Genomic DNA, 20,261 nt, shown 5'->3' with positions numbered 1-20,261 from the left:
GTCCTTCGTCAGAGCGGGACGCCGCGCTCCCGCAGGTAGGGCACCGGGTCGACCTTCTCGCCGCCGAGGCCGCCGAGGCGCACCTCGAAGTGCAGGTGCGGGCCGGTGGACTGGCCGCGGTTGCCGAGCAGCGCGATGGTGTCGCCGGCCCGGACGACCTGGCCGGCCGACACGAGGATCTCGTCCATGTGGCCGTACACGGTGACGTCGCCGTTCTGGTGCTGGACGTACACGGCGAGGCCGTAGCCGCTGGCCGGGCCGGCCTCCAGCACGACGCCGTCCATCGCGGCCTTCTCGGGCGTGCGCATCGGGGCGGCGAGGTCGATGCCGGCGTGCGCCGTGCCCCACCGGGACCCGAAGCCGCTGGTCAACCGGGCGCCGTCGACGGGCGGCACCGCGTCGGGGCGGGCCGCCTCCGCGATCGCCTCGGCAGCGAGCCGGTCGGCCTGCGACTGCGCCTGCGCGGCGGCGGCCTGCTCGGCCTCCCGCGCGGTGCGGCTCGCGGTCAGCTCACCGAGCCGGGCGGCGGCGTCGGCCTCGGGGACCGCGGGCTGCGACCCCACGTCGATCCCCAGCTCCTCGGCGACACCCACCGAGGAGCTCTCGACGACGCCGGTCCCCTCCGTCTGGGCGCGGTCGCCGACCGGGAGCAGCCCGAGGCCACCGGCCCCGACGAGGGCCGCGGCGAGGTAGCGGGCCGGACGGCGGGCCGGCGCCGGGATCCCGCGGCTGCGGCGGCTCCGCCGTCCGTCGGTCATGGCCGGGACGGCGGAGGCCGGGCTGACGCCCTCGATGCCGGCGCGGGCGGTGGCCTCGGCCTGCTGGGTGAGGCCGGCGAGGTCGGTGACCTCGGTGAGCCGCGGCTCCTCGGGAGTGGTGTCCGACGGTCGCGCATCCCCGGTGCGCTGCGTCGGGACGGGGTATGGGGCCGCCTCGTGCTCGTCGACGAGACGGTCGTTGTGGAGCTGGCTCATGCACCTGGCTTCCGGAGGGAACAGGGTCGTCGTGCGGGGTCCGGGGGAAGCGGACGGAAGCCATGTAAACACGTCGTGACCATTTCGTGACCTTTCCCAAGGGGAATAGGGTCCGGATCGGTGACCGGGATCACGGGATCGCACGGTTGACCGTCGACCGTGCGTCGATCCCACCTGACCAACGGTGATCAACACGCCGCCGAGAGGCGCAGCGAGGCGCGATGGACGTCACGTCGGGGCACAAGTCCCTTGTCCGAGCCCGTCGACGACCCCCAGAGGAGCCCAACTTCCATGCGCGCAGTGACCTGGCACGGCCGAGCCGACGTCCGGGTGGACACGGTCCCGGACCCCACGATCCAGGACCCCACCGACGTCGTCGTCGAGGTCACCTCGAGCGGCATCTGCGGATCCGACCTGCACCTGATCGAGGTGATGGCGCCGTTCATGACCGTGGGCGACGTCATGGGCCACGAGCCGATGGGGGTGGTGCGCGAGGTCGGCCGTGAGGTCACCGCGGTCAAGCCCGGCGACCGGGTGGTCGTGCCCTTCAACATCTCCTGCGGCACCTGCTGGATGTGTTCGCAGGGCCTGCAGTCCCAGTGCGAGACGACGCAGAACCGCGACCAGGGCTTCGGCGCCTCCCTGTTCGGCTACACCAAGCTCTACGGCCAGGTGCCCGGCGGCCAGGCGGAGTACCTGCGGGTGCCCTTCGGCAACACGCTGCCGATCAAGGTCCCCGACGGCCTGCCCGACGACCGGTTCGTCTACCTCTCCGACGTGCTGCCGACCGCCTGGCAGGCCGTCCAGTACGCGGCGACGCCGCCCGGGGGCACGCTGCTCGTGCTGGGCCTGGGGCCGATCGGCGACATGTGCACCCGGATCGCCCACCACCTGGGCATCGAGAACGTGTACGCCTCGGACGTCGTCCCGGAGCGGATCGCCCGGGCCACCGCCCGCGGCACGGACGTCATCCGCTCCACCAGGAAGGACGACGTCGTGCAGGCCATCCAGGACGCGACCGCCGGCCGCGGTGCCGACGCCGTGATCGACGCCGTCGGCATGGAGGCGCACGGCTCGCCGCTGGCCAGCATCGCGCAGAAGGCCACGGCGGTCGTCCCCGACGCGATCATGGAGAGGGTCATGCAGGTGGCCGGCGTCGACCGGCTGGCCGCGCTGAACACCGCCATCGACTCCGTGCGCCGCGGTGGGACGATCTCGCTCTCCGGCGTCTACGGCGGGGCGACCGACCCGCTGCCGCTCATGCGGATGTTCGACAAGCAGATCCAGCTGCGCATGGGACAGGCCAACGTGTGGCGCTGGGTGCCCGACATCCTCCCGATCCTCACCGAGGGCGACCCGCTGGGCGTCGACGACTTCGCCACCCACCACGTGCCGCTCGAGCAGGCGCCGCAGGCCTACGCGGACTTCCGCGAGAAGAAGGACGGATCGGTCAAGGTCCTGCTCAGGCCCTGACCGGACGCCGCGGGGGCCGGCCGCCACGGTCGGCCCCCGCGGCGTGCCGGGAGGCGATCCGCCGGCTCCGGACCGGTGGCCGCCCGGTCGGCGTGTGACCGGTCGCACCCGTTCTGCCGGGAGCGCGGGACCAAGGACCCTGGCAGGGTCGGGAGGGAACCCCGCGGCAGGACGACGCAGTCCGAGCCCCACCCGGAACCGCACCGTCCTGGAGCCGCCCCGTGCCCCGCGCCCTGCTCGCCCTCGCCATCGGCGCCTTCGGCATCGGCACCACCGAGTTCGTCGTGATGGGCATGCTGCCCGAGATCGCCGGCGGCCTCGGCGTCTCCGTGCCGTCGGTGGGCCTGCTGATCTCGGCCTACGCCGTCGGCGTCGTCGTGGGGGCACCGACCCTCACCGCGCTCGGCGTGCGCTTCCCGCCGCGGCGGACCCTCGTCGCCCTCATGGTGCTGTTCGTGGTCGGCAACGCGCTGTCGGCGGTGGCGCCCACCTACGAGACGCTGGCCGCCGCCCGGGTGCTCACCGCCCTGGCGCACGGCTCCTTCTTCGGTGTCGGCGCGGTGGCCGCCCGCCGGCTGGTCGCGCCCGGACGGGCCACGAGCGCGATCTCGCTGATGATCACCGGGCTGACCGTGGCCAACGTCGTCGGCGTCCCCCTCGGCACGTTCGTCGCGCAGCAGACCAGCTGGCGGCTGGTGCTCGCCGCGATCGCCGTCATCGGCCTGGTCACGATCGCCGGGTTGGTGGCCTGGATGCCACGCGAGCTGGGCGAGCCGGCCGACCTGCGCACCGAGCTGGCCGCCTTCCGCCGCGGCCGGGTGTGGCTCGTGCTCGGCCTGACGATGGTCGGCTTCTCCGCGCTGTTCGCCGTCTACAGCTACGTCAGCCCCATCCTCACCGAGCTGGGCGGCATCCCGGTGGAGTGGGTGACGCCGGTGCTGGCGCTGTTCGGCGTCGGCACCACCGTGGGGACCCTCGTCGGTGGCCGGCTCGGCGACCGCTACGGCTTCTCCTTCGTCGCGGTCGGCCTGCTGGCCACCGCCGTGGTCCTGGCCGCGTTCGCCGTCCTGGCCCGCACCCCGGTCGGCGCGGTCGTGCTGCTCGTGCTGTTCGGCACGCTGGCCTTCGGTCTCGGCCCGGTGGTGCAGAACGGCGTCATCGAGGCCGCGCGGGTGCCCGGCGGCAGCCTGGTCTCCGCTGCCAACCAGGGCGCGTTCAACGTGGCCAACGCCCTCGGGGCCGCCCTCGGCGCGGCGGTCCTGTCGGGGGGTCTGGGCTACACCGCGCCGATCTGGGTGGGCGCGGTGCTGGCGCTGGTCGGCGCCGGCATCGCCGCCGTCGTGCGCGCCGCCGGGCGGCGCGACCGGGTGCCCGCGGCCGCACCAGACGCCGTCCCCGCCGAGTACCGCGCCGCCGCCTGACCGGCCGACGACCGGGGTAGGGCCCGGTCATGACGACCCCCACCGCGGAACGCTCCGGCCAGTTCACCCTCGGCGACCGGCCGGTCAACCGGCTCGGCTACGGCGCGATGCAGCTGGCCGGCCCGCACGTCATGGGTCCGCCGGCCGACCGCGCCGCCGCCGTCGCCGTCCTGCGCCGGGCGGTGGAGCTCGGCGTCGACCACATCGACACCAGCGACTACTACGGCCCGCACGTGACCAACGAGATCATCCGCGAGGCGCTGCACCCCTACCCCGAGGACCTGACCATCGTCACGAAGGTCGGGGCCGAGCGGACCCCGGCCGGCGAGTGGCCCGAGGCGCTGACCCCCGATCAGCTGCGCCGGGCGGTCGAGGACAACCTGCGCAACCTCGGCGTGGACGTGGTGGACGTCGTGAACCTGCGCATGCCCGGCTTCTCCGAGCCGGTCGAGCGGTCGCTGGCCGAGCCGTTCGAGGCGCTCGCCGCCATGCAGCAGGAAGGTCTGGTCCGGCACCTCGGGGTCAGCAACGTGACGACGCAGCAACTGGCCGAGGCGCGGTCGATCGCCCCCGTCGCGTGCGTGCAGAACCACTACAACGTGGTGCACCGGGACGACGACCCGATGATCGACGCGCTGGCCCGCGAGGGGATCCCCTACGTGCCGTTCTTCCCCCTGGGCGGGTTCACGCCGCTGCAGTCCGCGGCGCTGGAGACGGTGGCCCGGCGGCTGGAGGCCTCCCCCATGCAGGTCGCGCTGGCCTGGCTGCTGGCGCGCAGCCCCAACCTGCTGCTCATCCCGGGCACCTCGTCGGTGGCCCACCTGGAGGAGAACCTGACCGCCGGGATGCTGGTGCTCGGCCCCCGGGAGCTGGAGGATCTCGACGACATCGGCGGCACCCCGGCTCCGTGAGCGCGTCCCCTCCGCCCCCCGGCTCGATCACGGGGTCGTTGCCGGCGACACGAGCGGGCACGCCGGCGGAGGCGGCGAGAACCCGGTGATCGACCCGGCGGCGGACAGGGGCGCGACGGAGGGGACCGCGAGGTCAGCGCGGTCGGTCGCCGGCCAGGGTCCGGGCGGCCGCGGCGTCGTCCGCGTCGAAGCCGATGGCCCCGATCGCCCCGCGCTGGGCGACCTGCCCGTCGATCCAGCGGCGGTGCGCCTCCCACGCCGACTGGCGGGTGGTCCCGAGGGACTGCCCGATCTCCGCCCACGAGGCCCCGGTCCCCCGAGCTGTCCGCACCGTCAGCTGGCGCCCCTGGCCGGCCTTGCGGGCGATCACCTCGCCGAGGGCCAACAGCTCCAGCGCCTCGGCCCGGCCCAGGGGGCGGGGACCGTCCGGGTCGTCGGGGTCGGCCAGCGAGTCCCGGCCGCGCAGCTCGTCGAAGCGCTGGACGGCGGTGGCGAGCGTGTGCTCCCGGTCGAGGGCGTCGATGTCGGCCATACCCGAGCATCCGTCAGGCCAGCCTGACTGTCAAGACGGCCTGACGCGACGTTCAGCGGGCGCGCTGCACCCGCGTCTCCTCGAACACCGGTTCGGCGGACTCGTAGACCCGGCCGTCGGCGCCGAAGACCAGGAAGCGGTCGAACGAGCGGGCGAACCAGCGGTCGTGGGTGACGGCGAGCACCGTGCCCTCGAACGCGGCGAGCGCCTCCTCCAGCGACTCCGCCGAGAGCACGTCGAGGTTGTCGGTCGGCTCGTCCAGCAGCAGCAGCGTGGCGCCGGAGAGCTCCAGCAGCAGTACCTGGAAGCGCGCCTGCTGACCGCCCGAGAGCGTGCCGAAGGTCTGGTCGCCGGACCCGGCCAGCCCGTAGCGGCGCAGCGCGGCCATCGCCCGGCCACGGTCGACGCCCGGCCGACCCGGCTCCCCGTGCCACAGCAGGTCGACCAGGGTCCGGTCGAGCCACTCCGGGTGCGCGTGGGTCTGCGCGAAGAACCCCGGGACGACGCGGGCACCCAGCCGCCACGAGCCGGTGTGCGCGACGTCCTGGCCGGTCAGCAACCGCAGGAAGTGCGACTTGCCCGCGCCGTTGGCGCCCAGGACGGCGACCCGGTCGCCGTACCAGACCTCCAGGTCGAACGGCCGCATCAGGCCGCTGAGCTCCAACTGCTCGGCCATGACCGCGCGCACGCCGGTGCGCCCGCCGCGCAGCCGCATCGCCACCTGCTGCTCCGGGGGTCGATCGGGCGGCGGCCCCTCCGCCTCGAACCTCGCCAGCCGGGTCTGCGCGGCCCGGTACCGGGAGGCCATGTCCGGCGAGTTGGCCGCCTGCTGCTGCAGCGTGCGCACCAGCTCGACCAGCCGGGCGTGCTCCTCGTCCCAGCGCCGGCGCAGCTCGGCCATCCGCTCGTGCCGGGCCGTCCGCGCCTGCGCGTAGTCGCCGAACCCGCCCCCGTGCACCCACGCCGTCCCGCCCTCGACGGTGACCACCCGGTCGGCGACGCGCGCCAGCAGCTCCCGGTCGTGGCTGACGAACAGCACCGTCTTGCGGGTCTCCAGCAACCGCTCCTCGAGCCAGCGCTTGCCGGGGACGTCGAGGTAGTTGTCCGGCTCGTCGAGCAGCAGCACCTGGTCGGGACCGCGCAGCAGCGCCTCCAGCGCCAGCCGCTTCTGCTCCCCGCCGGAGAGGGTCGACAGCTCGCGGTACTTGCACCGGTCGTACGGGAGGCCGAGCGCGGCGACGGTCACGGTGTCCCAGGTGACCTCGGCGTCGTAGCCGCCGGCATCACCCCACTGCGCGAGCGCGTCGGCGTAGGCCAGCTGCGCGGTGTCGTCGTCGGTCTCCATGAGGGTCAGCTCCGCGGCCTCCACCGCCTCGAACGCGGCGCGGACCGCCGGTGCCGCGAGGTCGACGAGGAAGCGCTGCACGATCGTGTCGTCGCGCACCGAGCCGATGAACTGGCGCATCACGCCGAGGCCACCACTCCGGGCCACCGCCCCTGCCTCGGGGACCAGGTCGCCGGCGACGATCCGCAGCAGCGTCGTCTTGCCGGCCCCGTTCTCACCGACCAGCGCGGCACGGGCGCCCTCACCGACCCGGAAGGAGACGCCGTCGAGCAGTACCCGGCCGTCGGGGAGGGTGTGCCGCACCCCGGTCACGTCGACGAAGCCCACACCGACATCGTGCCGATCGTGCCAAGCGGATTCGCGGCCCCCTGCAGGGTCCCGCCGCGAGCTCGCGAGCAGTGGGGGCAGGGGTCCTTCGTCAGCCGACGGACTGCAGCCGCTCCCGGGCCAGCCGCTCCACCAGCTCGGGCAGCGCCGTGGCGGGCACCCCGCTGAGGTCCTGACGACAGGTTCGGACCACGGTGCCGATGACCTGTGGGCGCAACCGCGTCCGGAACTCGTCGGCGAGTCGGGCCACGGCCTGCTCGACGGCGGGGTCGTCGGTCAGCGTCATGCGGGGGCGCCTCCGTGCGCGCGGGATCAGGTCCGGCCTGGCGCCCTCCGGCGCCGGCGTCCAACGGTGACCGGTGAGGGCCGGCCACACCAGGGACCTAAGTCATGCCCGCAACCCGTGGTTGCGTATCCCGGGCGGACCGGACGAGGGTGAGCATGGGGCCGACGCGAGGAGGCTCGGGTGCCGTTCCAGGACCGCACGGACGCAGGCCGGCAGCTGGGGCGCCGGATGGCGCCGCTCGCCGGCCGGGACGTCGTCGTGCTCGGGCTGCCGCGCGGTGGGGTGCCGGTGGCCGCCGAGGTGGCCCGGGCTCTGGGCGCCCCGCTCGACGTCGTCCTGGTGCGCAAGCTCGGCCTGCCGCGGCGCCCGGAGCTGGCGATGGGCGCGGTCGGTGAGGACGGCGTGGTCGTCGTCAACGACGACGTGGTGCAGGCCGGCCGGGTCGACGAGGCGACCTTCGCCGACGCCGAGCGGCGCGAGCGCGCCGAGCTCGAGCGGCGGGCCCGGCAGCTGCGCGGCGACCGGGCCCGGCTCCCGCTCGAGGGCCGGACGGCCGTGGTGGTGGACGACGGCATCGCGACCGGCGCCACCGCCCGGGCCGCCTGCGCGGTGGTCCGGGCGCACGGCGCGGCCCGCGTGGTGCTGGCCGTCCCGGTCGGCTCGCCGCGCGCCCTGGACGAGATCGCCCCCACGGTCGACGAGGTGGTGTGCCTGGAGAGGCCGCAGCGCTTCGCCGCGGTCGGACAGGCGTACGCCGACTTCCGGGCGACCGACGACGAGGAGGTCCTCGCGCTGCTGCGCCGGCCGGCCCCGGCGCTCGCCGGAAGCACCCCCACCCCGCGGGACGACGACGTGGTGGCCGACGCCGGGCCCGAGGGACTGCCCGGGCACCTGACCGTCCCCGAGCACGCCGGAGGGCTGGTCGTGTTCGCCCACGGGACCGGCAGCGGCCGGCACAGCCCCCGCAACCGCGCCGTCGCGGAGGTGCTCCGGTCCGCGGGGATGGCGACGCTGCTGGTCGACCTGCTCAGCCCGGCCGAGGAGACCGCGCGCGGCCCGGTGTTCGACGTCGAGCTGCTGGCGGGGCGGCTGACCGGGGTGGCCCGCTGGGCATCCGCCGAGCCCTCGTGCGCGGGCCTGCCGCTGGGGTACCTCGGCGCCAGCACCGGTGCCGCCGCCGCCCTGGTCGCGGCGGCGGGGGACGACGCGGTGCGGGCGGTGGTCAGCCGCGGCGGCCGGCCCGATCTGGCCGGCCCGGCGCTGGCCGACGTGCGGGCGCCGACGCTGCTCGTGGTGGGCGGTCACGACCAGCAGGTGCTCGAGCTCAACCGGGAGGCGCAGGCCCGGCTGCGGTGCACCAACCGGCTGGCCGTCGTGCCCGGGGCCTCGCACCTGTTCGAGGAGCCGGGGACGCTGCGCGCGGCCGCCGAGCTCGCCCGCGACTGGTTCGCCACGCACCTCGCCGGCGGGGCACCCGCCGGGACCCCGGCCCGGCGGCGGGGCGATCAGCTCGAGGAGTAGGCGTTGGCGCCGGACTCCGTCGCGGCGACGGCGTCCTGCAGCAGCGCGGTCAGCTCGGCGTGGTCGACCCGGTCGAGCGAGGTGAAGCGGATGCAGCTCTTCCCGCAGGAGACCCGGCCCAGCCGGTCGGCGCGCGCCTCGGCCAGGTAGGCCCCGTCGACGACGGCGCAGACGTAGAGCGACAGGTGCCGCTTCTGCGCCGCGAGGGCGATCAGCGGCCACGTCGTCGACTCCCGCGCCGAGCGCGGCCGGTACGGCATGAGCCCGTAGCCGAGCATCTGCCCCGACCCGACCGGCACCAGCTGCCGGTCGATGCCCGGCGCGGCGGCCACGACGAGCGCGTCGGCGGCCCGCAGCTCGGCCTCGCGCGGGCCCGCCGTGGCGAACCAGTCCTCGATCCCGGCGTCCACGACCTGCCTCCTCAGCCCAGCGCGGTCGACTCAGCCCAGCGCGATGGACAGCACCGTCGCCGCCGCGGTCACGAGCAGCGCGAGCACCACGACCGCGGCGACCAGCCGCCGTCGCCGCTCCGCCTCCGGGCCGCCGGCCCCGCCCATCCCCATCACGGGCGGCACGCTACCGCCGGTGGGAGGACCCCGTCCTCCTCACCGCTCGCACGCTCGCGGCGAGCCTCCGGACGGGGCCGACCCGGTACGGGCACGGGGGCGCCGCCCCCACAGCAGGGTGTCCAGCGCGGCGCCCGCGGGCGTGTCCCGGCGCACCTGCTCCAGCCGGTCGACGTCGAGCAGCTCGGCCACCGGGGCCAGCCGCCGGACGCCGTACAGGATCGCCGGGTCCTGCGGGCCCCCGACGCCGTACCGGACGTTGTCGGCGTCGTGGCCCAGGACCAGCAGCCGCCCGCCCGGCCGCAGCCACCCCACCGTGCGGCGCAGCAACGCCGTCGTCCCGGGCTCGGGCAGGTGCAGGTAGGCGACGAGCACGAGGTCCAGCGACCCGGTCGGCGCCTCCCACTCCCGGACGTCCGCGGTCACCCACGTGACGCGGTCGGCGCCCGGCCGGCCGCGGCCCCGGGCCAGCCCGGTGGCGGAGAAGTCGACCGCCGTCACCCGCCAGCCGCGCCCGGCCAGCCACAGCGCGTGCCGCCCCTCCCCCGCAGCGAGGTCCACCGCCGCGCCCGGCGGCAGGTCGGCCAGCAGCTCGGCCACCAGCGCGTTGGGCTCGGCCGACCACTGCTGCTGCGCGGCGTAGCGCGCGTCCCAGTCCGCTGCCTGCACGCGCGGAGTGTCTCAGCCGCCCGTCCCGTCGCCCCCCGCTGGCAGGCTCCCCGGACATGACGACGGCCCGCGACCTGGCGTTGCTCCGGCTGGTGGCCCAGCGGGTCGCCGGGCCCCACCCGGCCACGGCGGCCGAGGCGGTCCGCCTGCTCACCTGCGTGCAGGGTCAGGACCTGCCCGGTGCGCTGACCTCCGTGGCCCTGCGCACGGCGGAGCGCACGCGGGCGGGGGTGGAGGCGGCGCTCGACGCCGGCGAGGTGGTCCGCTCCTGGCCGATGCGCGGCACGCTGCACCTGCTGCCCGCCGAGGACCTGCCCTGGATGCTCGACCTGCTCGGCCCCCGGGTGCTGGCCGGCGCCGCCCAGCGGCGGGCCGCCCTCGGGCTGACCGAGGCCGACACCGAGCGGGCGCGCGAGCTGGTCACCGCGGCGCTCACCGGCGGACGGCGCTGCGGGCGGAAGGAGCTGCTCGCCGCGGTGGCCGACGGCGGCGTCGCCCTCACGGGGCAGCGCGGCTACCACCTGCTCTGGTACCTGGCGCAGACCGGCACCCTCTGCCTCGGGCCCATGGCCGGCGGCGAGCAGGCCTTCGTGCTGCTCGACGAGTGGGTGACCGCGCCGCGGCGGCTGGACCGGGACGCCGGCCTGGCCGAGCTGGCGCTGCGCTACTTCCGCGGCCACGGCCCGGCGACCGTCGCCGACCTCGCGCGCTGGGCCGGGCTGCCGCTCACCGACGTCCGGGCCGGGGTGGCCGCCGTCCGGGACCGGCTGGCCGCCGTCGAGGTCGACGGCCGCGAGCTCCTGCTGGCCCCCGAGACCGCCGACCTGCTGACCGCGCACCGGGCCGAGGCCGCCGGGCTGCTCCTGCTGCCCGGCTTCGACGAGTTCGTCCTCGGCTACGCCGACCGCAGCTGCGCCGTCCCGCCCGAGTTCGCCGACCGGATCGTGCCCGGCCGCAACGGCGTCTTCCGGCCGACCGTCGTCCACCGGGGGCGGGTGCTGGGCACGTGGGCCTGGCAGGGCCGGGGGCCGAGGCGCACGGTCACCGCGACACCGTTCACGACGTTCCCCGACGAGGTCGCCGCCGCGATCCCCGCGGTGGCGGCCGCCCTCCCGTGAGGCGCCGGTACTCGCGCACCACGAGCACGGCGATCGCGAGGTCGAGCGCGGCAGCGGCCCAGAGCACCGACGACCCGGTCCGCGCCGCCCGGTACGCCTCGTAGCCGATGAAGACCGTGAGGACGGCGATCGCCACCGGGTACGCGGGGCGCAGCTCGCGCAGCAGGGCCACGACCAGGCCGAGCTTCACCAGGCCGTGGAGGGTCAGGTAGACGACGGCGAACGTCCGGTCGCCACCGCCCAGCGCGGCCTCCCCGGCCGTGAACCGCTCGGCCAGGGCGCCGCGCGGGCTGCCCAGCAGGTGGTGCGCGACCACCCGCCGGGTCAGCTCTCCCAGTTCCCGTGGGCCCACCGAAGCGAGGGCGACGCCCGCGAGCAGCTCGACCGCGCCGTCCAGTCCCTTGAGGAGCAGGGCGGCGCGCAGCAGCCGGTCGGTGGTCGTGCCGGGCATGCTCCTCGGGAGGACCCGCAGCGTCCAGGCCCGCGGAGCCGCGCCCGGGTGGCGTCCCCGGCGCGGCGGCTCCCCGGCTGACCCGGCTCAGCTCTCGAGCTGCTGGGCGAAGCGCTCCAGGTCGTCGAGCACCAGGCCGGCGCCCAGCGGTCCGAGGCCGAGGAACCAGCGGTCGTCGTCGACCTCGAACGATCGGCCCCCCTGCACCGCCGGGAGGCCCTGCCAGAGGCCCGCGCCGGTGACCCGCTCGAGGGCGTTCTGCCCGTCCTCGCCGTACGCGCCGTAGAAGAGGAGGTCCCCGCCGGCCTGGCCGACCTCCTCCTGGGACACCTCGACGAAGAAGTCGTCGACCCGCTGCACCGGCGGCCGGGCGAAGCCGGCGTCGGCCAGGACGGTCCCGATGAAGGACCCCTCGCCGTAGAGCCGCACCGAGGAGCCGTCGATGAACCGCGCGACGCTCACCTCGGTGGCCGCCGGGTCGCCGAAGAGAGCACCCACCTCGTCGGCCCGGGCCTCGTGGTCGTCGAGCAGCCGCCCGGCCTCGTCGCCCCGGTCGAGGGCCTCGCCGGCCAGCCGCAGGTTGTCCTTCCACGTCACGGCGACGTTCTCGGCCATGACCGTCGGCGCGATCTGCTCCAGCTGGTCGTGGAGGGCCTCGTGCCGGACGACGTTGGAGAGGATGAGGTCCGGCTGCAGGGCGGCGATGGCCTCCAGGTCGGGCTCCTCGATCGTGCCGACGTTCTCGATGCCGGCCGGGTCCACGCCGGCCTCGGCCACGAAGCCCGGGAGCTCGTCGCTGACCGACGTGCGTACCGCCCCGACGGGGGTGACGCCGAGCGCGAGGACGGCGTCGAGCTCACCGGTGTCGAGGACGACGACGCGCTCCGGGGTGCCGGTGATCTCCGCGGTGCCCATGGCGTGCCCGACCGTGCGGACCTCCTCGGCCGACGTGGACGGGGCCGATGCCGTCGCCCCCTCGCCCGCCGAGCCGCAGCCGGCCAGCACCAGTCCTGACGCCACCGCCAGCGTCGCCCACCTCGTCCGCACAGCCGTCCTCCTCGTGTCGCCGGCCCCTCCGGCGACACGAGGAACTTAGGACAGCCTTGCCTACTCCGGGTTGACCGGGTCGGCCCGCTCGACGACGAAGACCGGGATCTCCCGGTCGGTGCGCTCCTGGTACCGCTCGTACTCGGGATAGACCGCGACGGCCCGCTCCCACCACTGCCGCTTCTCCTCGCCGGTCACCTCGCGCGCCACGCCGTCCCACGGCTCGGGCCCGTCCTGGACGGTGACCTGGTCGGGGTGGGCACGCAGGTTGGCCACCCACGCCGGGTCCTTCGGCGCGCCGCCCTGCGAGCCGACCATGGCGTAGGCGCCCGCGTGCTCGACCCGCATCAGACCGTTCTTGCGCACCTTCCCGGTTCTCGCACCACGGGTCCAGAAGATGGCGACCGGGATCCCCGTGTCGCGCAGCGTGTTGGCCTCCCGGCCACCCGTGGCCTCGTAGCGCTCGACCTGCTCGCGCACCCAGGCCTCGGGACTCGGCTCGTACTCACCCTCCAGCGGCATGCCCCGACCGTAGGTCGGCTAGCGGCGGCCGGCCTGCGGAGCCGAGAAGTCGATGGTGTGCGGCACGAAGAAGCTCAGGTTGTCGGTGACCAGCCCGTCGCTCTCCCGGATGCCGAGCCCGGCCGGCTCGCCGTCGACCACCCAGGCCCCGAGCACCGGGTGGTGCGGGCCGTCGACCCCGGTGAAGTCCGGCAGCGGCGCGAACTCCTGCACGACCCAGCCCTCGGTGCCGTACCGGCCGGGCAGCTCCACGGCCACCTGCCCGTCGCGGACGATCTGCACGTTCGCGCCCTCCCGGCCCCACAGCGGCTTGCGCACGAACGTCTGCCAGGACGACGGCATCTCGTCGGCGAAGTAGGCCGGCAGCAGCAGCGGGGAGAGCGCCGGGTCGCTGCCGAACAGCTGCCACAGCACCGGCAGGAGCGCCTTGGTGCTCCACAGCATCTTGTAGGCCGGCTCCACCCACGTGGTGCCGCCCGGGCGGGCGGCGTCGGCGAGGACGGCGGGGCCGAACTCGTCCTCGAGGAGCCACTCCCAGGGGTAGAGCTTGAAGACGACGTCGAGGTGGCGGCCCTGCGGGTCGTAGAAGCGGCCGTCCCCGGAGTCCAGCGCGATGTCCTCGACCAGCAGCTCGATCGCCTGGTAGCCGGCCTGGACGACGGTGTCCATGAGGTAGGCGACGGTCATCCGGTCCTCGCCGGAGCGCTCCTCCGACGTCCAGGCCAGGTGCACCTGTGGGCGGACGCCGGTCCGCCGCTCCCAGCGCAGGAGATTGCGTTGCCAGGCGGCGACGAGCTTGTCGTGCAGGGCGTTCCACTGGTCGCGGCCCTGCCCGGTGAACAGGTGCCAGTTCCACTGGGTGACGGCGGACTCGACCAGGCCGGTCGGGGTGTCGGCGTTGAACTCCAGCAGCTTGGGCGGGCCCTGCCCGTCGTAGCGCAGGTCGAAGCGGCCGTAGATGCTCGGCGGCTCGGTCTCCCAGGTGCGCCGGATCTCCGGGCGGGCGATCGGCGGGATGCCCATGCGGTCGAACAGGTCGTGCTCGACGACGTGGTCCCCGGCGGCCACGCACATCTCGAACAGCTGGGCGACCCAGCCCTCCAGCCGCTCGACCTCCGCCATCGTGAAGTCGTAGAACGGCCCCTCGCGCCAGTAGCTGCGCACCTCGCCGCCGGGGGTCGTCGTCCGGTTGTAGACCAGCCCCTGGGCCTCGACCTCGGCCTCCCAGCCCGGGCGGACCACCCCTGCCTCGACGCGCCTCACCCCGTCGCTCCTCCCCCCGGCCGCAGGTGCGGCCTCAGCTGCCCGCGCCGGTGCCGGTGCGCGACCGGGTGCCCGAGTCGCTGCCGCCCACCCCGGAGCCGATGCCGCCGGTGACCCGCGTGCCCGCGGCGACCCGCCCGGTGGAGGGCAGGCCGGCGCGCTGGCGGGCCGCCGTGTCGGTGGGGTTGATGCGGGTGCCCCCGCGGGGCAGCACGGTGCCGACCGGGAGCCCGGGGCGGAAGCCGCCGAGGTACAGGAAGAACAGCCCTGCGCCAGGACCGCGGTAGTCGTCGTCGCAGTAGTCGTCGTCGACGATCTCGCCGTCCTCGTCGGTGCAGTAGGCGACCTGCTCCTGCTCCTGCGCCTGCTCCTCCTCGTCCGTGCCGCAGCCGGCGAGGAAACCGGTGGCCGCGGTCGCCAGCACCGTCGTCGTCAGGGCGCTGCGGACGCGGTTGGAGACTGCCATGTGCTCTCCCGGTGTCCGTGGTGTGTCGGCCGACCCTAGATCGCCGCGGTCGCCGGCGGTCAGCGCCGCACCCGGGTGCCGGATCCGGATCGAGGTCGTACGGTCCAGGAGCCAGAATCCGCGCGGGTCTGTGGAGGCGACGGTGTCCGACCGGCAACCACCCGAGATGGCCCAGGTCGCCAGTGAGACCGGCGCCAAGAAGGTCCACCGCACCTGGGACCGCGTGCTGGTCAGCGCCTTCCTCGCCGGGGCCTACATCTCCTTCGGCGCGCTCGTCGCCATCACGGTCTCCTCCGGTCTGGACCCCGCCACCTGGGGCACCCTGCCGACGCTGTTCATGGGCGCCGCGTTCACCCTGGGCCTGGTCCTGGTGCTCATCGCCGGGTCCGACCTGGCGACCGGCAACATGATGCTGGTGCCGCTCGGCGCGATGCAGGGCCGGATCAGCATGGGCGACGTGGCCAAGAACCTCACCCTCGTCCTGGTGGGCAACCTGATCGGCGCCCTCTTCGTGGCCTACTTCCTGGCCGTGCAGACCGGGGTCATCGGTGCGCCGGGGGCCACGGGCAGCGCTGCCCTCACGCACGACCGGCTGGCCTCGATCGCTGAAGCCAAGGGATTGCACGAGTCGCCGTGGCAGGTCTTCCTGCGCGGCGTGGGCTGCAACTGGCTGGTCTGCCTGGCGGTGTGGATGTCGCTGGCCGCCCAGTCGGTGTCCGGCAAGGTCCTCGCCATCTTCTTCCCGATCATGGCGTTCGTGGCGATGGGCTTCGACCACGTCGTCGCGAACATGTTCTTCCTGCCCGCCGCGATCTTCGCCGGCGTCCCGGAGCTCGGCTGGGGCGACGTGCTGCTCAACTGGCTGATGGCGGGTGCGGGCAACCTGGTCGGCGCGGTGGTCTTCGTCTCGACGTCCTACTGGTACCTGTTCCTGCGCGACCAGCCGGCCGAGCAGCCCAGCCGGGCGCCGACCGGCGGGGAGGCCGCCGAGCGCGCATGACCCGCTCCTCGCGGGGGCACCGCCGCTGCGGATGGCACCGGCTCGGCGTGCCACACGACCGGGAGGGTGCCCAGCCATGAGGTACAGCGAGGGAGCAGACCTCGATCCGTCGGGCGTGCAGGACCGCCGGGGTGGCGGCCTCGGCGGCGGGCGCGGGCTCGCGGTCGGCGGCGGCGGGCTGGGCCTGGTCGGCGTCGTCGTCCTCGTGCTCTTCCAGCTGCTCGGCGGCGGCGAGGGCGGCGGGACCGGCGCGGCGCTGGGCCAGCTCGGCGGTCAGCTCGGCGGCCTCGGCGAGGGGCGGACCGCCGACAACACCCAGCTCGAGCAGCAGTGCCGGACGGGCGCCGACGCCAACGAGTCGGTCGACTGCGCCGTCGTGGCTGACATCGAGTCGATCCAGGACTACTGGTCCGGCGTGCTCGGCCCGGACTACCGCCCGACCGACACCGTCTTCTTCAACGGCGGGGTCCAGACCGACTGCGGCGGGGCGACCAGCGGCTCGGGGCCCTTCTACTGCCCCGGCGACCAGCAGGTCTACATCGACCTGTCCTTCTTCGACACGCTGCAGCAGCAGTTCGGCGCGGAGGGCGGCCTGTTCGTCAACGCCTACGTCATCGCCCACGAGTACGGCCACCACGTGCAGAACCTGCTCGGCACCAACCAGCAGGTGACGCCGGGCGAGACCGGCCCGACCAGCGGCACCGTGCGCCTGGAGCTGCAGGCCGACTGCTACGCCGGCACGTGGGCCAACCACGCCGAGAACGTCCCGGACGAGTCCGGCCAGCCGCTGATCGCGGAGATCACCCAGGACGACATCGACCGGGCGCTGGACGCCGCGGCCCGCATCGGCGACGACTTCATCCAGCAGAACCTGGGCGGCGGCACCGTCGACCAGGACGCGTTCACGCACGGCTCGTCCGAGCAGCGGCAGCGCTGGTTCACCACCGGCTACGAGACCGGCGACCCGGCGCAGTGCGACACCTTCGCCACCGACGACCTGTAGCAGGACCCGAGGAGGCGGTCCTCCCACCTGCGGAAGGACTGCCTCAGGCCACGTGCGGAACGGCCTGCTCGTCGGCCTCCACGGCGGCGTTCCACTCCGCCTTCTCGGCCCGCCAGCCCTCGTCAGTGCGGCCCAGCCGCCAGTAGCCCGACGCGGAGAGCCGCTCCCGGGGCACCGCACGCTCGACCCGCAGGAAGCGGCGCAGCTCGCGGACGAACCCGGCCTCGCCGTGCACGAAGGCGTGCACGGAGCCGGTGGGCAGCGCCGCCCCGCGGACGGCGCCGGCGAGCGCCTCCCCCGGGAGCCCGGCGCGGTGGACCCAGGTCAGCTGCGCTCCCGCCGGCAGCGGCAGTGGCTGCTCCTCCGCTGCGTCGGCGACCTCGACGAACACCCGTGCCGTGGCTCCCGCGGGCAGCCGCTCCAGCGAGGCGGCGATCGCCGGCAGCGCGGTCTCGTCACCGGCCAGCAGGTGCCAGTCGACGTCCCCGCTGGGCGCGTAGGCACCGCCGGGGCCGAGCAGCTGCACCCGGTCGCCCGGCTGCGCGGCCGTGGCCCACGGCCCGGCCAGCCCCTCGTCACCGTGGACGACGACGTCGAGGACGAGCTCGCGGACGACCGGGTCCCAGGCGCGCACCGTGTAGGTGCGCAGGCACGGCCACAGCTCGCGCGGGTGCTCGCTCTGCACGGCGTCCATGTCGAACGGCGCGGCGTACGGCGCGCCGGCCGGCGGCAGCACCAGCTTGACGTAGGCGTCGGTGTACTCGGGCGCGAATCCGGCGAGGCCCTCCCCGCCGAGCACCACGCGGACCAGGTGGGGGGTCGGGCGCGAGGTGCGCAGCACGGTGGCCAGCCGGGGGGTGCGCGGGCGGCGCGGGGCTCTGTCGGCCATGGCGGGGCTCCCTCGGGGTCGAGCGCTGATAGGCAAGGCTCACCTTAGTCGTCGTCCGAGAGCGCAGGTCACGCTCCCCGCGGCGAGCCACCGGGGGCCACCCGGGCCGCAGGACCCCGGTGCACCGGCGTCCCCGCAGACGGGATCGCGACGGCCACGGACACCCGGCATGTGTGGGTGATCGTTTGACGGGTATCGCCTCGGCTGACCACGACGTTTGCCGAGGAGGAACGATGACTCACTCGATCGACACCCCGTTCCCGCCCCCGCCCTCCCCCGGCTCGGGCGCGACCAGCGGGGCGACCACCACCCAGTCGACCACCACCCAGTCGACGGGCTCCCCGTCCACCAGTGACGTGGCCAAGGACGAGGCCCGCAACGTGGGTCAGACCGCCGCGCAGGCCGGCAGCCAGGTCGCCTCGACCGCCGCCGACCAGGCCAGGGAGGTCGCCCACGAGACCCAGCGACAGGCGCAGGACCTGCTGCACCAGGGCCGTCAGCAGCTGCGCCAGCAGACGGTGGCCCAGCAGCAGAAGGCCGCCAGTGGCCTGACCTCGCTGGCCCAGGAGCTGCGCGGCCTGGCCGACGGCAGCAGCCAGGGCGCGCCCGGCCCGGCGCGCGACCTGCTCCAGCAGGCCTCGGGCTACGTCGAGCAGTTCGCCGACCGGCTGCAGAACCGCGAGCCGGCCGACCTGCTCGATGACGTCCGCGCCTTCGCCCGGCGCAGGCCCGGTGCCTTCCTGCTCGGGGCCGCGCTCGCCGGCGTCCTCGCCGGCCGCCTCACCAGCGGTGTGAAGGCCGCGCACAGCGACGGTTCCTCGGGCACCAGCTCGCAGCAGTACCGCTCCGGCTACGCGCAGACGAACTACGTCGACCCGGCGCCGGCCTACTCCGGCTACGCGGAGACGACGTCCTACGAGACGACAACCGGCTACGGCGAGACGGCCGCCACCGGCACGCCGGTCCCGCCGCCGCCGTACGGCACGGTCCCGCCCGCGGGTGCCGCCGTCCCGCCGACCACCCCGGCCGGCTGGGACGACCCGACCCGCCGTCCCGGCCAGGGGGTCTGACCGATGAGCTCTCCCTACTCCGGCGCGACGCCGGTCGGTTCGCCCTCGGGCCAGGACCCGTACGCCCAGGGCAACTACGCCGTCTCCCCCGACCAGGCCTACGGCGAGCACAGCGGCTCCATGAGCACGCCCACGACCGCCGAGGGCCGTCCGGACGTCGAGGGCACCTCGGTCGGGCAGCTGTTCGGCGAGCTGGCCAAGGACCTCTCCACGCTGATGCGGCAGGAGGTGGCCCTGGCCAAGGCCGAGGTCCAGGCCGAGGCCAAGAAGGCGGGCAAGGGCGCCGGCATGATGGCCGCCGCGGCGCTCGCCGGGTTCCTGACGGTGCTCTTCCTCTCGAACGCCCTGTGGTGGGCGCTGGAGAACGTGATGGACGCCGGTCTGGCCGCGCTCATCGTGGCCGTCCTGTGGGCCATCGTCGGTGCCGTCGCCTTCTCCATGGGCAAGAAGAAGCTGCAGCAGGTGAACCCCAAGCCCGAGCGCACCGTGGACACGCTCTCAGAGGTCCCCAGCGCTCTGAAGCCCAACTGACCACGGCCCTGCGGCCCTCTCAGACATCGGAGTAGAGATGACCACGAGCAACGACCCCGAAGCCATCCGGCGCCAGATCGAGCAGACCCAGCGCGAGCTGAGCTACGACGTCGACGCCCTCAACGAGAAGGTGAACCCCTCCCGCGTCATGGACCGTCGGGTCAGCGCGGCCAAGAGCCGCGTCTCCCGCGTCAGGGACCGGGTCATGGGCAGCGCCCAGGACACCCGGGCCTCGGCCCAGTACCGGGCGCAGGACGCCGCGGGCACGGTGCAGGACAGGGCGCAGGGTGCCGCCGAGACCGTGCAGGGTGCCGCGCAGCAGGCCGCGCACGCGGTGCAGCAGGCCCCGGACACCATCGTCCGGCAGGCCCAGGGCAACCCGCTGGCCGCGGGCCTCATCGCCTTCGGCGTCGGCTGGCTGGTCTCCAGCCTCCTGCCGGCCTCGGAGCGGGAGCGCCAGCTGGCCCAGCAGGCCGAGTCCGCGGTGCGCGAGCACAAGGACACGCTGCTGCAGCCGGCCAAGGAGGCCGCGCAGGAGATCCGCGAGGAGCTCCAGCCGGCCGCCCAGCAGGCGGTCCAGGAGGTCAAGTCCACCGCGCAGGACGCCGCCCAGACCGTCAAGCAGGAGGGCCAGTCCGCCGCGCAGGACGTCCAGGGCCAGGCCCAGCAGTCCCGCCAGACGGTGCAGAGCCAGTCGGGCAGCTGAGAGAGGACCCCGTCCTCCCCCCCTTCGCCAGCTGGGGGTGGGACCCGGGACGGGGCCGCGGCCAACCCCAGCAGGGAGGCCGCTCGGTTCCACCAGCGCGCCCCGCCGGGTCCTCCCGGCGGGGCGCGCTGCCGTTCGCGGCCGGGTCCCCTGTTGGGGTGAGGCCGCCG

Annotated in this window: 23 protein-coding genes; 10 read left to right on the top strand and 13 right to left on the bottom strand. The window is 74.9% G+C overall.

Annotated features, from left to right (window positions below; all coding sequences use genetic code 11):
* Window positions 1-8: 8 nt before the first annotated feature.
* Window positions 9-974: a M23 family metallopeptidase gene (locus ACWIX3_RS10240; protein ID WP_448611966.1), complete on the bottom strand. Its 966-nt coding sequence runs from the start codon at window positions 972-974 to the stop codon at window positions 9-11.
* A 291-nt stretch (window positions 975-1,265) separates the two neighbouring features.
* Between ACWIX3_RS10240 and ACWIX3_RS10235 the strand changes: the two genes are divergently transcribed.
* From ACWIX3_RS10235 to ACWIX3_RS10225, 3 genes are all read left to right on the top strand, one after another.
* Window positions 1,266-2,447, top strand: a complete 1,182-nt coding sequence (locus ACWIX3_RS10235; protein ID WP_448611965.1) for an alcohol dehydrogenase catalytic domain-containing protein — start codon at window positions 1,266-1,268, stop codon at window positions 2,445-2,447.
* Window positions 2,448-2,668: 221 nt separating this feature from the next.
* Entirely contained in the window at window positions 2,669-3,868 is a 1,200-nt protein-coding gene (locus tag ACWIX3_RS10230) for an MFS transporter (RefSeq protein WP_448611964.1), read from the top strand.
* A gap of 29 nt (window positions 3,869-3,897) precedes the next feature.
* Window positions 3,898-4,779, top strand: coding sequence for an oxidoreductase (locus ACWIX3_RS10225; protein WP_448611963.1), 882 nt, complete (start codon window positions 3,898-3,900; stop codon window positions 4,777-4,779).
* 133 nt (window positions 4,780-4,912) lie between these two features.
* On the opposite strand, the gene ACWIX3_RS10220 is transcribed toward ACWIX3_RS10225, so the two are convergent.
* The 3 genes from ACWIX3_RS10220 to ACWIX3_RS10210 form a co-directional block, all read right to left on the bottom strand.
* Complete coding sequence (locus ACWIX3_RS10220; protein ID WP_448611962.1) at window positions 4,913-5,311, bottom strand: hypothetical protein; 399 nt, start codon at window positions 5,309-5,311, stop codon at window positions 4,913-4,915.
* A 52-nt stretch (window positions 5,312-5,363) separates the two neighbouring features.
* Window positions 5,364-6,983, bottom strand: coding sequence for an ABC-F family ATP-binding cassette domain-containing protein (locus tag ACWIX3_RS10215; protein ID WP_448611961.1), 1,620 nt, complete (start codon window positions 6,981-6,983; stop codon window positions 5,364-5,366).
* Window positions 6,984-7,074: 91 nt separating this feature from the next.
* Window positions 7,075-7,269 carry a three-helix bundle dimerization domain-containing protein gene (locus ACWIX3_RS10210; protein WP_448611960.1) on the bottom strand — a complete coding sequence of 65 codons (195 nt, stop codon included), beginning with the start codon at window positions 7,267-7,269 and terminating at the stop codon, window positions 7,075-7,077.
* Window positions 7,270-7,449: 180 nt separating this feature from the next.
* Here ACWIX3_RS10210 and ACWIX3_RS10205 point away from each other — a divergent pair, with 180 nt between their 5' ends.
* Window positions 7,450-8,790 carry a phosphoribosyltransferase family protein gene (locus ACWIX3_RS10205; RefSeq protein WP_448611959.1) on the top strand — a complete coding sequence of 447 codons (1,341 nt, stop codon included), beginning with the start codon at window positions 7,450-7,452 and terminating at the stop codon, window positions 8,788-8,790.
* Here the strand turns inward: ACWIX3_RS10205 and ACWIX3_RS10200 are convergent.
* Genes ACWIX3_RS10200 through ACWIX3_RS10190 form a run of 3 tightly spaced genes read right to left on the bottom strand, consistent with a single transcriptional unit; the run spans window position 8,775 to window position 10,025 of the window.
* Complete coding sequence (locus ACWIX3_RS10200; protein WP_448611958.1) at window positions 8,775-9,200, bottom strand: DUF1801 domain-containing protein; 426 nt, start codon at window positions 9,198-9,200, stop codon at window positions 8,775-8,777. The two genes, ACWIX3_RS10205 and ACWIX3_RS10200, sit on opposite strands and share 16 nt — an antisense overlap.
* Window positions 9,201-9,230: 30 nt before the next feature.
* Window positions 9,231-9,356 (bottom strand): hypothetical protein, encoded by a 126-nt coding sequence (locus tag ACWIX3_RS10195; RefSeq protein ID WP_448611957.1) that lies wholly within the window; start codon window positions 9,354-9,356, stop codon window positions 9,231-9,233.
* A 39-nt stretch (window positions 9,357-9,395) separates the two neighbouring features.
* Complete coding sequence (locus ACWIX3_RS10190; RefSeq protein ID WP_448611956.1) at window positions 9,396-10,025, bottom strand: class I SAM-dependent methyltransferase; 630 nt, start codon at window positions 10,023-10,025, stop codon at window positions 9,396-9,398.
* A 56-nt stretch (window positions 10,026-10,081) separates the two neighbouring features.
* Here ACWIX3_RS10190 and ACWIX3_RS10185 point away from each other — a divergent pair, with 56 nt between their 5' ends.
* Window positions 10,082-11,143, top strand: coding sequence for a winged helix DNA-binding domain-containing protein (locus ACWIX3_RS10185; protein WP_448611955.1), 1,062 nt, complete (start codon window positions 10,082-10,084; stop codon window positions 11,141-11,143).
* Here the strand turns inward: ACWIX3_RS10185 and ACWIX3_RS10180 are convergent.
* The 5 genes from ACWIX3_RS10180 to ACWIX3_RS10160 all read right to left on the bottom strand — a co-directional run bounded on the left by ACWIX3_RS10180 (window position 11,082) and on the right by ACWIX3_RS10160 (window position 14,892).
* The gene (locus ACWIX3_RS10180; protein ID WP_448611954.1) at window positions 11,082-11,594 is read right to left on the bottom strand and encodes a DUF2127 domain-containing protein; all 513 of its coding nucleotides are present in this window, start codon (window positions 11,592-11,594) and stop codon (window positions 11,082-11,084) included. The two genes, ACWIX3_RS10185 and ACWIX3_RS10180, sit on opposite strands and share 62 nt — an antisense overlap.
* An 87-nt stretch (window positions 11,595-11,681) precedes the next feature.
* Window positions 11,682-12,641: an ABC transporter substrate-binding protein gene (locus ACWIX3_RS10175; protein ID WP_448611953.1), complete on the bottom strand. Its 960-nt coding sequence runs from the start codon at window positions 12,639-12,641 to the stop codon at window positions 11,682-11,684.
* A gap of 60 nt (window positions 12,642-12,701) precedes the next feature.
* Window positions 12,702-13,163: a nitroreductase family deazaflavin-dependent oxidoreductase gene (locus tag ACWIX3_RS10170; protein ID WP_448611952.1), complete on the bottom strand. Its 462-nt coding sequence runs from the start codon at window positions 13,161-13,163 to the stop codon at window positions 12,702-12,704.
* A gap of 18 nt (window positions 13,164-13,181) precedes the next feature.
* Entirely contained in the window at window positions 13,182-14,426 is a 1,245-nt protein-coding gene (locus tag ACWIX3_RS10165; protein ID WP_448611951.1) for a glutathionylspermidine synthase family protein, read from the bottom strand.
* A 34-nt stretch (window positions 14,427-14,460) separates the two neighbouring features.
* Window positions 14,461-14,892: a hypothetical protein gene (locus tag ACWIX3_RS10160; RefSeq protein ID WP_448611950.1), complete on the bottom strand. Its 432-nt coding sequence runs from the start codon at window positions 14,890-14,892 to the stop codon at window positions 14,461-14,463.
* Between the two features lie 142 nt (window positions 14,893-15,034).
* Here ACWIX3_RS10160 and ACWIX3_RS10155 point away from each other — a divergent pair, with 142 nt between their 5' ends.
* Both ACWIX3_RS10155 and ypfJ read left to right on the top strand, forming a co-directional pair.
* A complete protein-coding gene (locus ACWIX3_RS10155) occupies window positions 15,035-15,892 on the top strand; it encodes a formate/nitrite transporter family protein (RefSeq protein ID WP_448611949.1) in 858 nt (285 codons plus the stop codon).
* A gap of 76 nt (window positions 15,893-15,968) precedes the next feature.
* The gene (ypfJ, locus tag ACWIX3_RS10150; protein WP_448611948.1) at window positions 15,969-16,895 is read left to right on the top strand and encodes a KPN_02809 family neutral zinc metallopeptidase; all 927 of its coding nucleotides are present in this window, start codon (window positions 15,969-15,971) and stop codon (window positions 16,893-16,895) included.
* 43 nt (window positions 16,896-16,938) lie between these two features.
* Here the strand turns inward: ypfJ and ACWIX3_RS10145 are convergent, their stop codons facing one another.
* Window positions 16,939-17,784, bottom strand: a complete 846-nt coding sequence (locus tag ACWIX3_RS10145; RefSeq protein ID WP_448611947.1) for a siderophore-interacting protein — start codon at window positions 17,782-17,784, stop codon at window positions 16,939-16,941.
* 233 nt (window positions 17,785-18,017) lie between these two features.
* Here ACWIX3_RS10145 and ACWIX3_RS10140 point away from each other — a divergent pair, with 233 nt between their 5' ends.
* From ACWIX3_RS10140 to ACWIX3_RS10130, 3 genes are read left to right on the top strand one after another with little or no spacing between them, the layout of a single operon-like run.
* Complete coding sequence (locus ACWIX3_RS10140) at window positions 18,018-18,854, top strand: hypothetical protein (RefSeq protein ID WP_448611946.1); 837 nt, start codon at window positions 18,018-18,020, stop codon at window positions 18,852-18,854.
* Window positions 18,855-18,857: 3 nt separating this feature from the next.
* Entirely contained in the window at window positions 18,858-19,385 is a 528-nt protein-coding gene (locus tag ACWIX3_RS10135; protein ID WP_448611945.1) for a phage holin family protein, read from the top strand.
* Window positions 19,386-19,422: 37 nt separating this feature from the next.
* A complete protein-coding gene (locus ACWIX3_RS10130) occupies window positions 19,423-20,091 on the top strand; it encodes a DUF3618 domain-containing protein (RefSeq protein WP_448611944.1) in 669 nt (222 codons plus the stop codon).
* Window positions 20,092-20,261: the final 170 nt, after the last annotated feature.

The organism is Geodermatophilus sp. URMC 60, from assembly GCF_053502585.1.
This window is presented reverse-complemented; position numbering and strand designations above follow the sequence as displayed.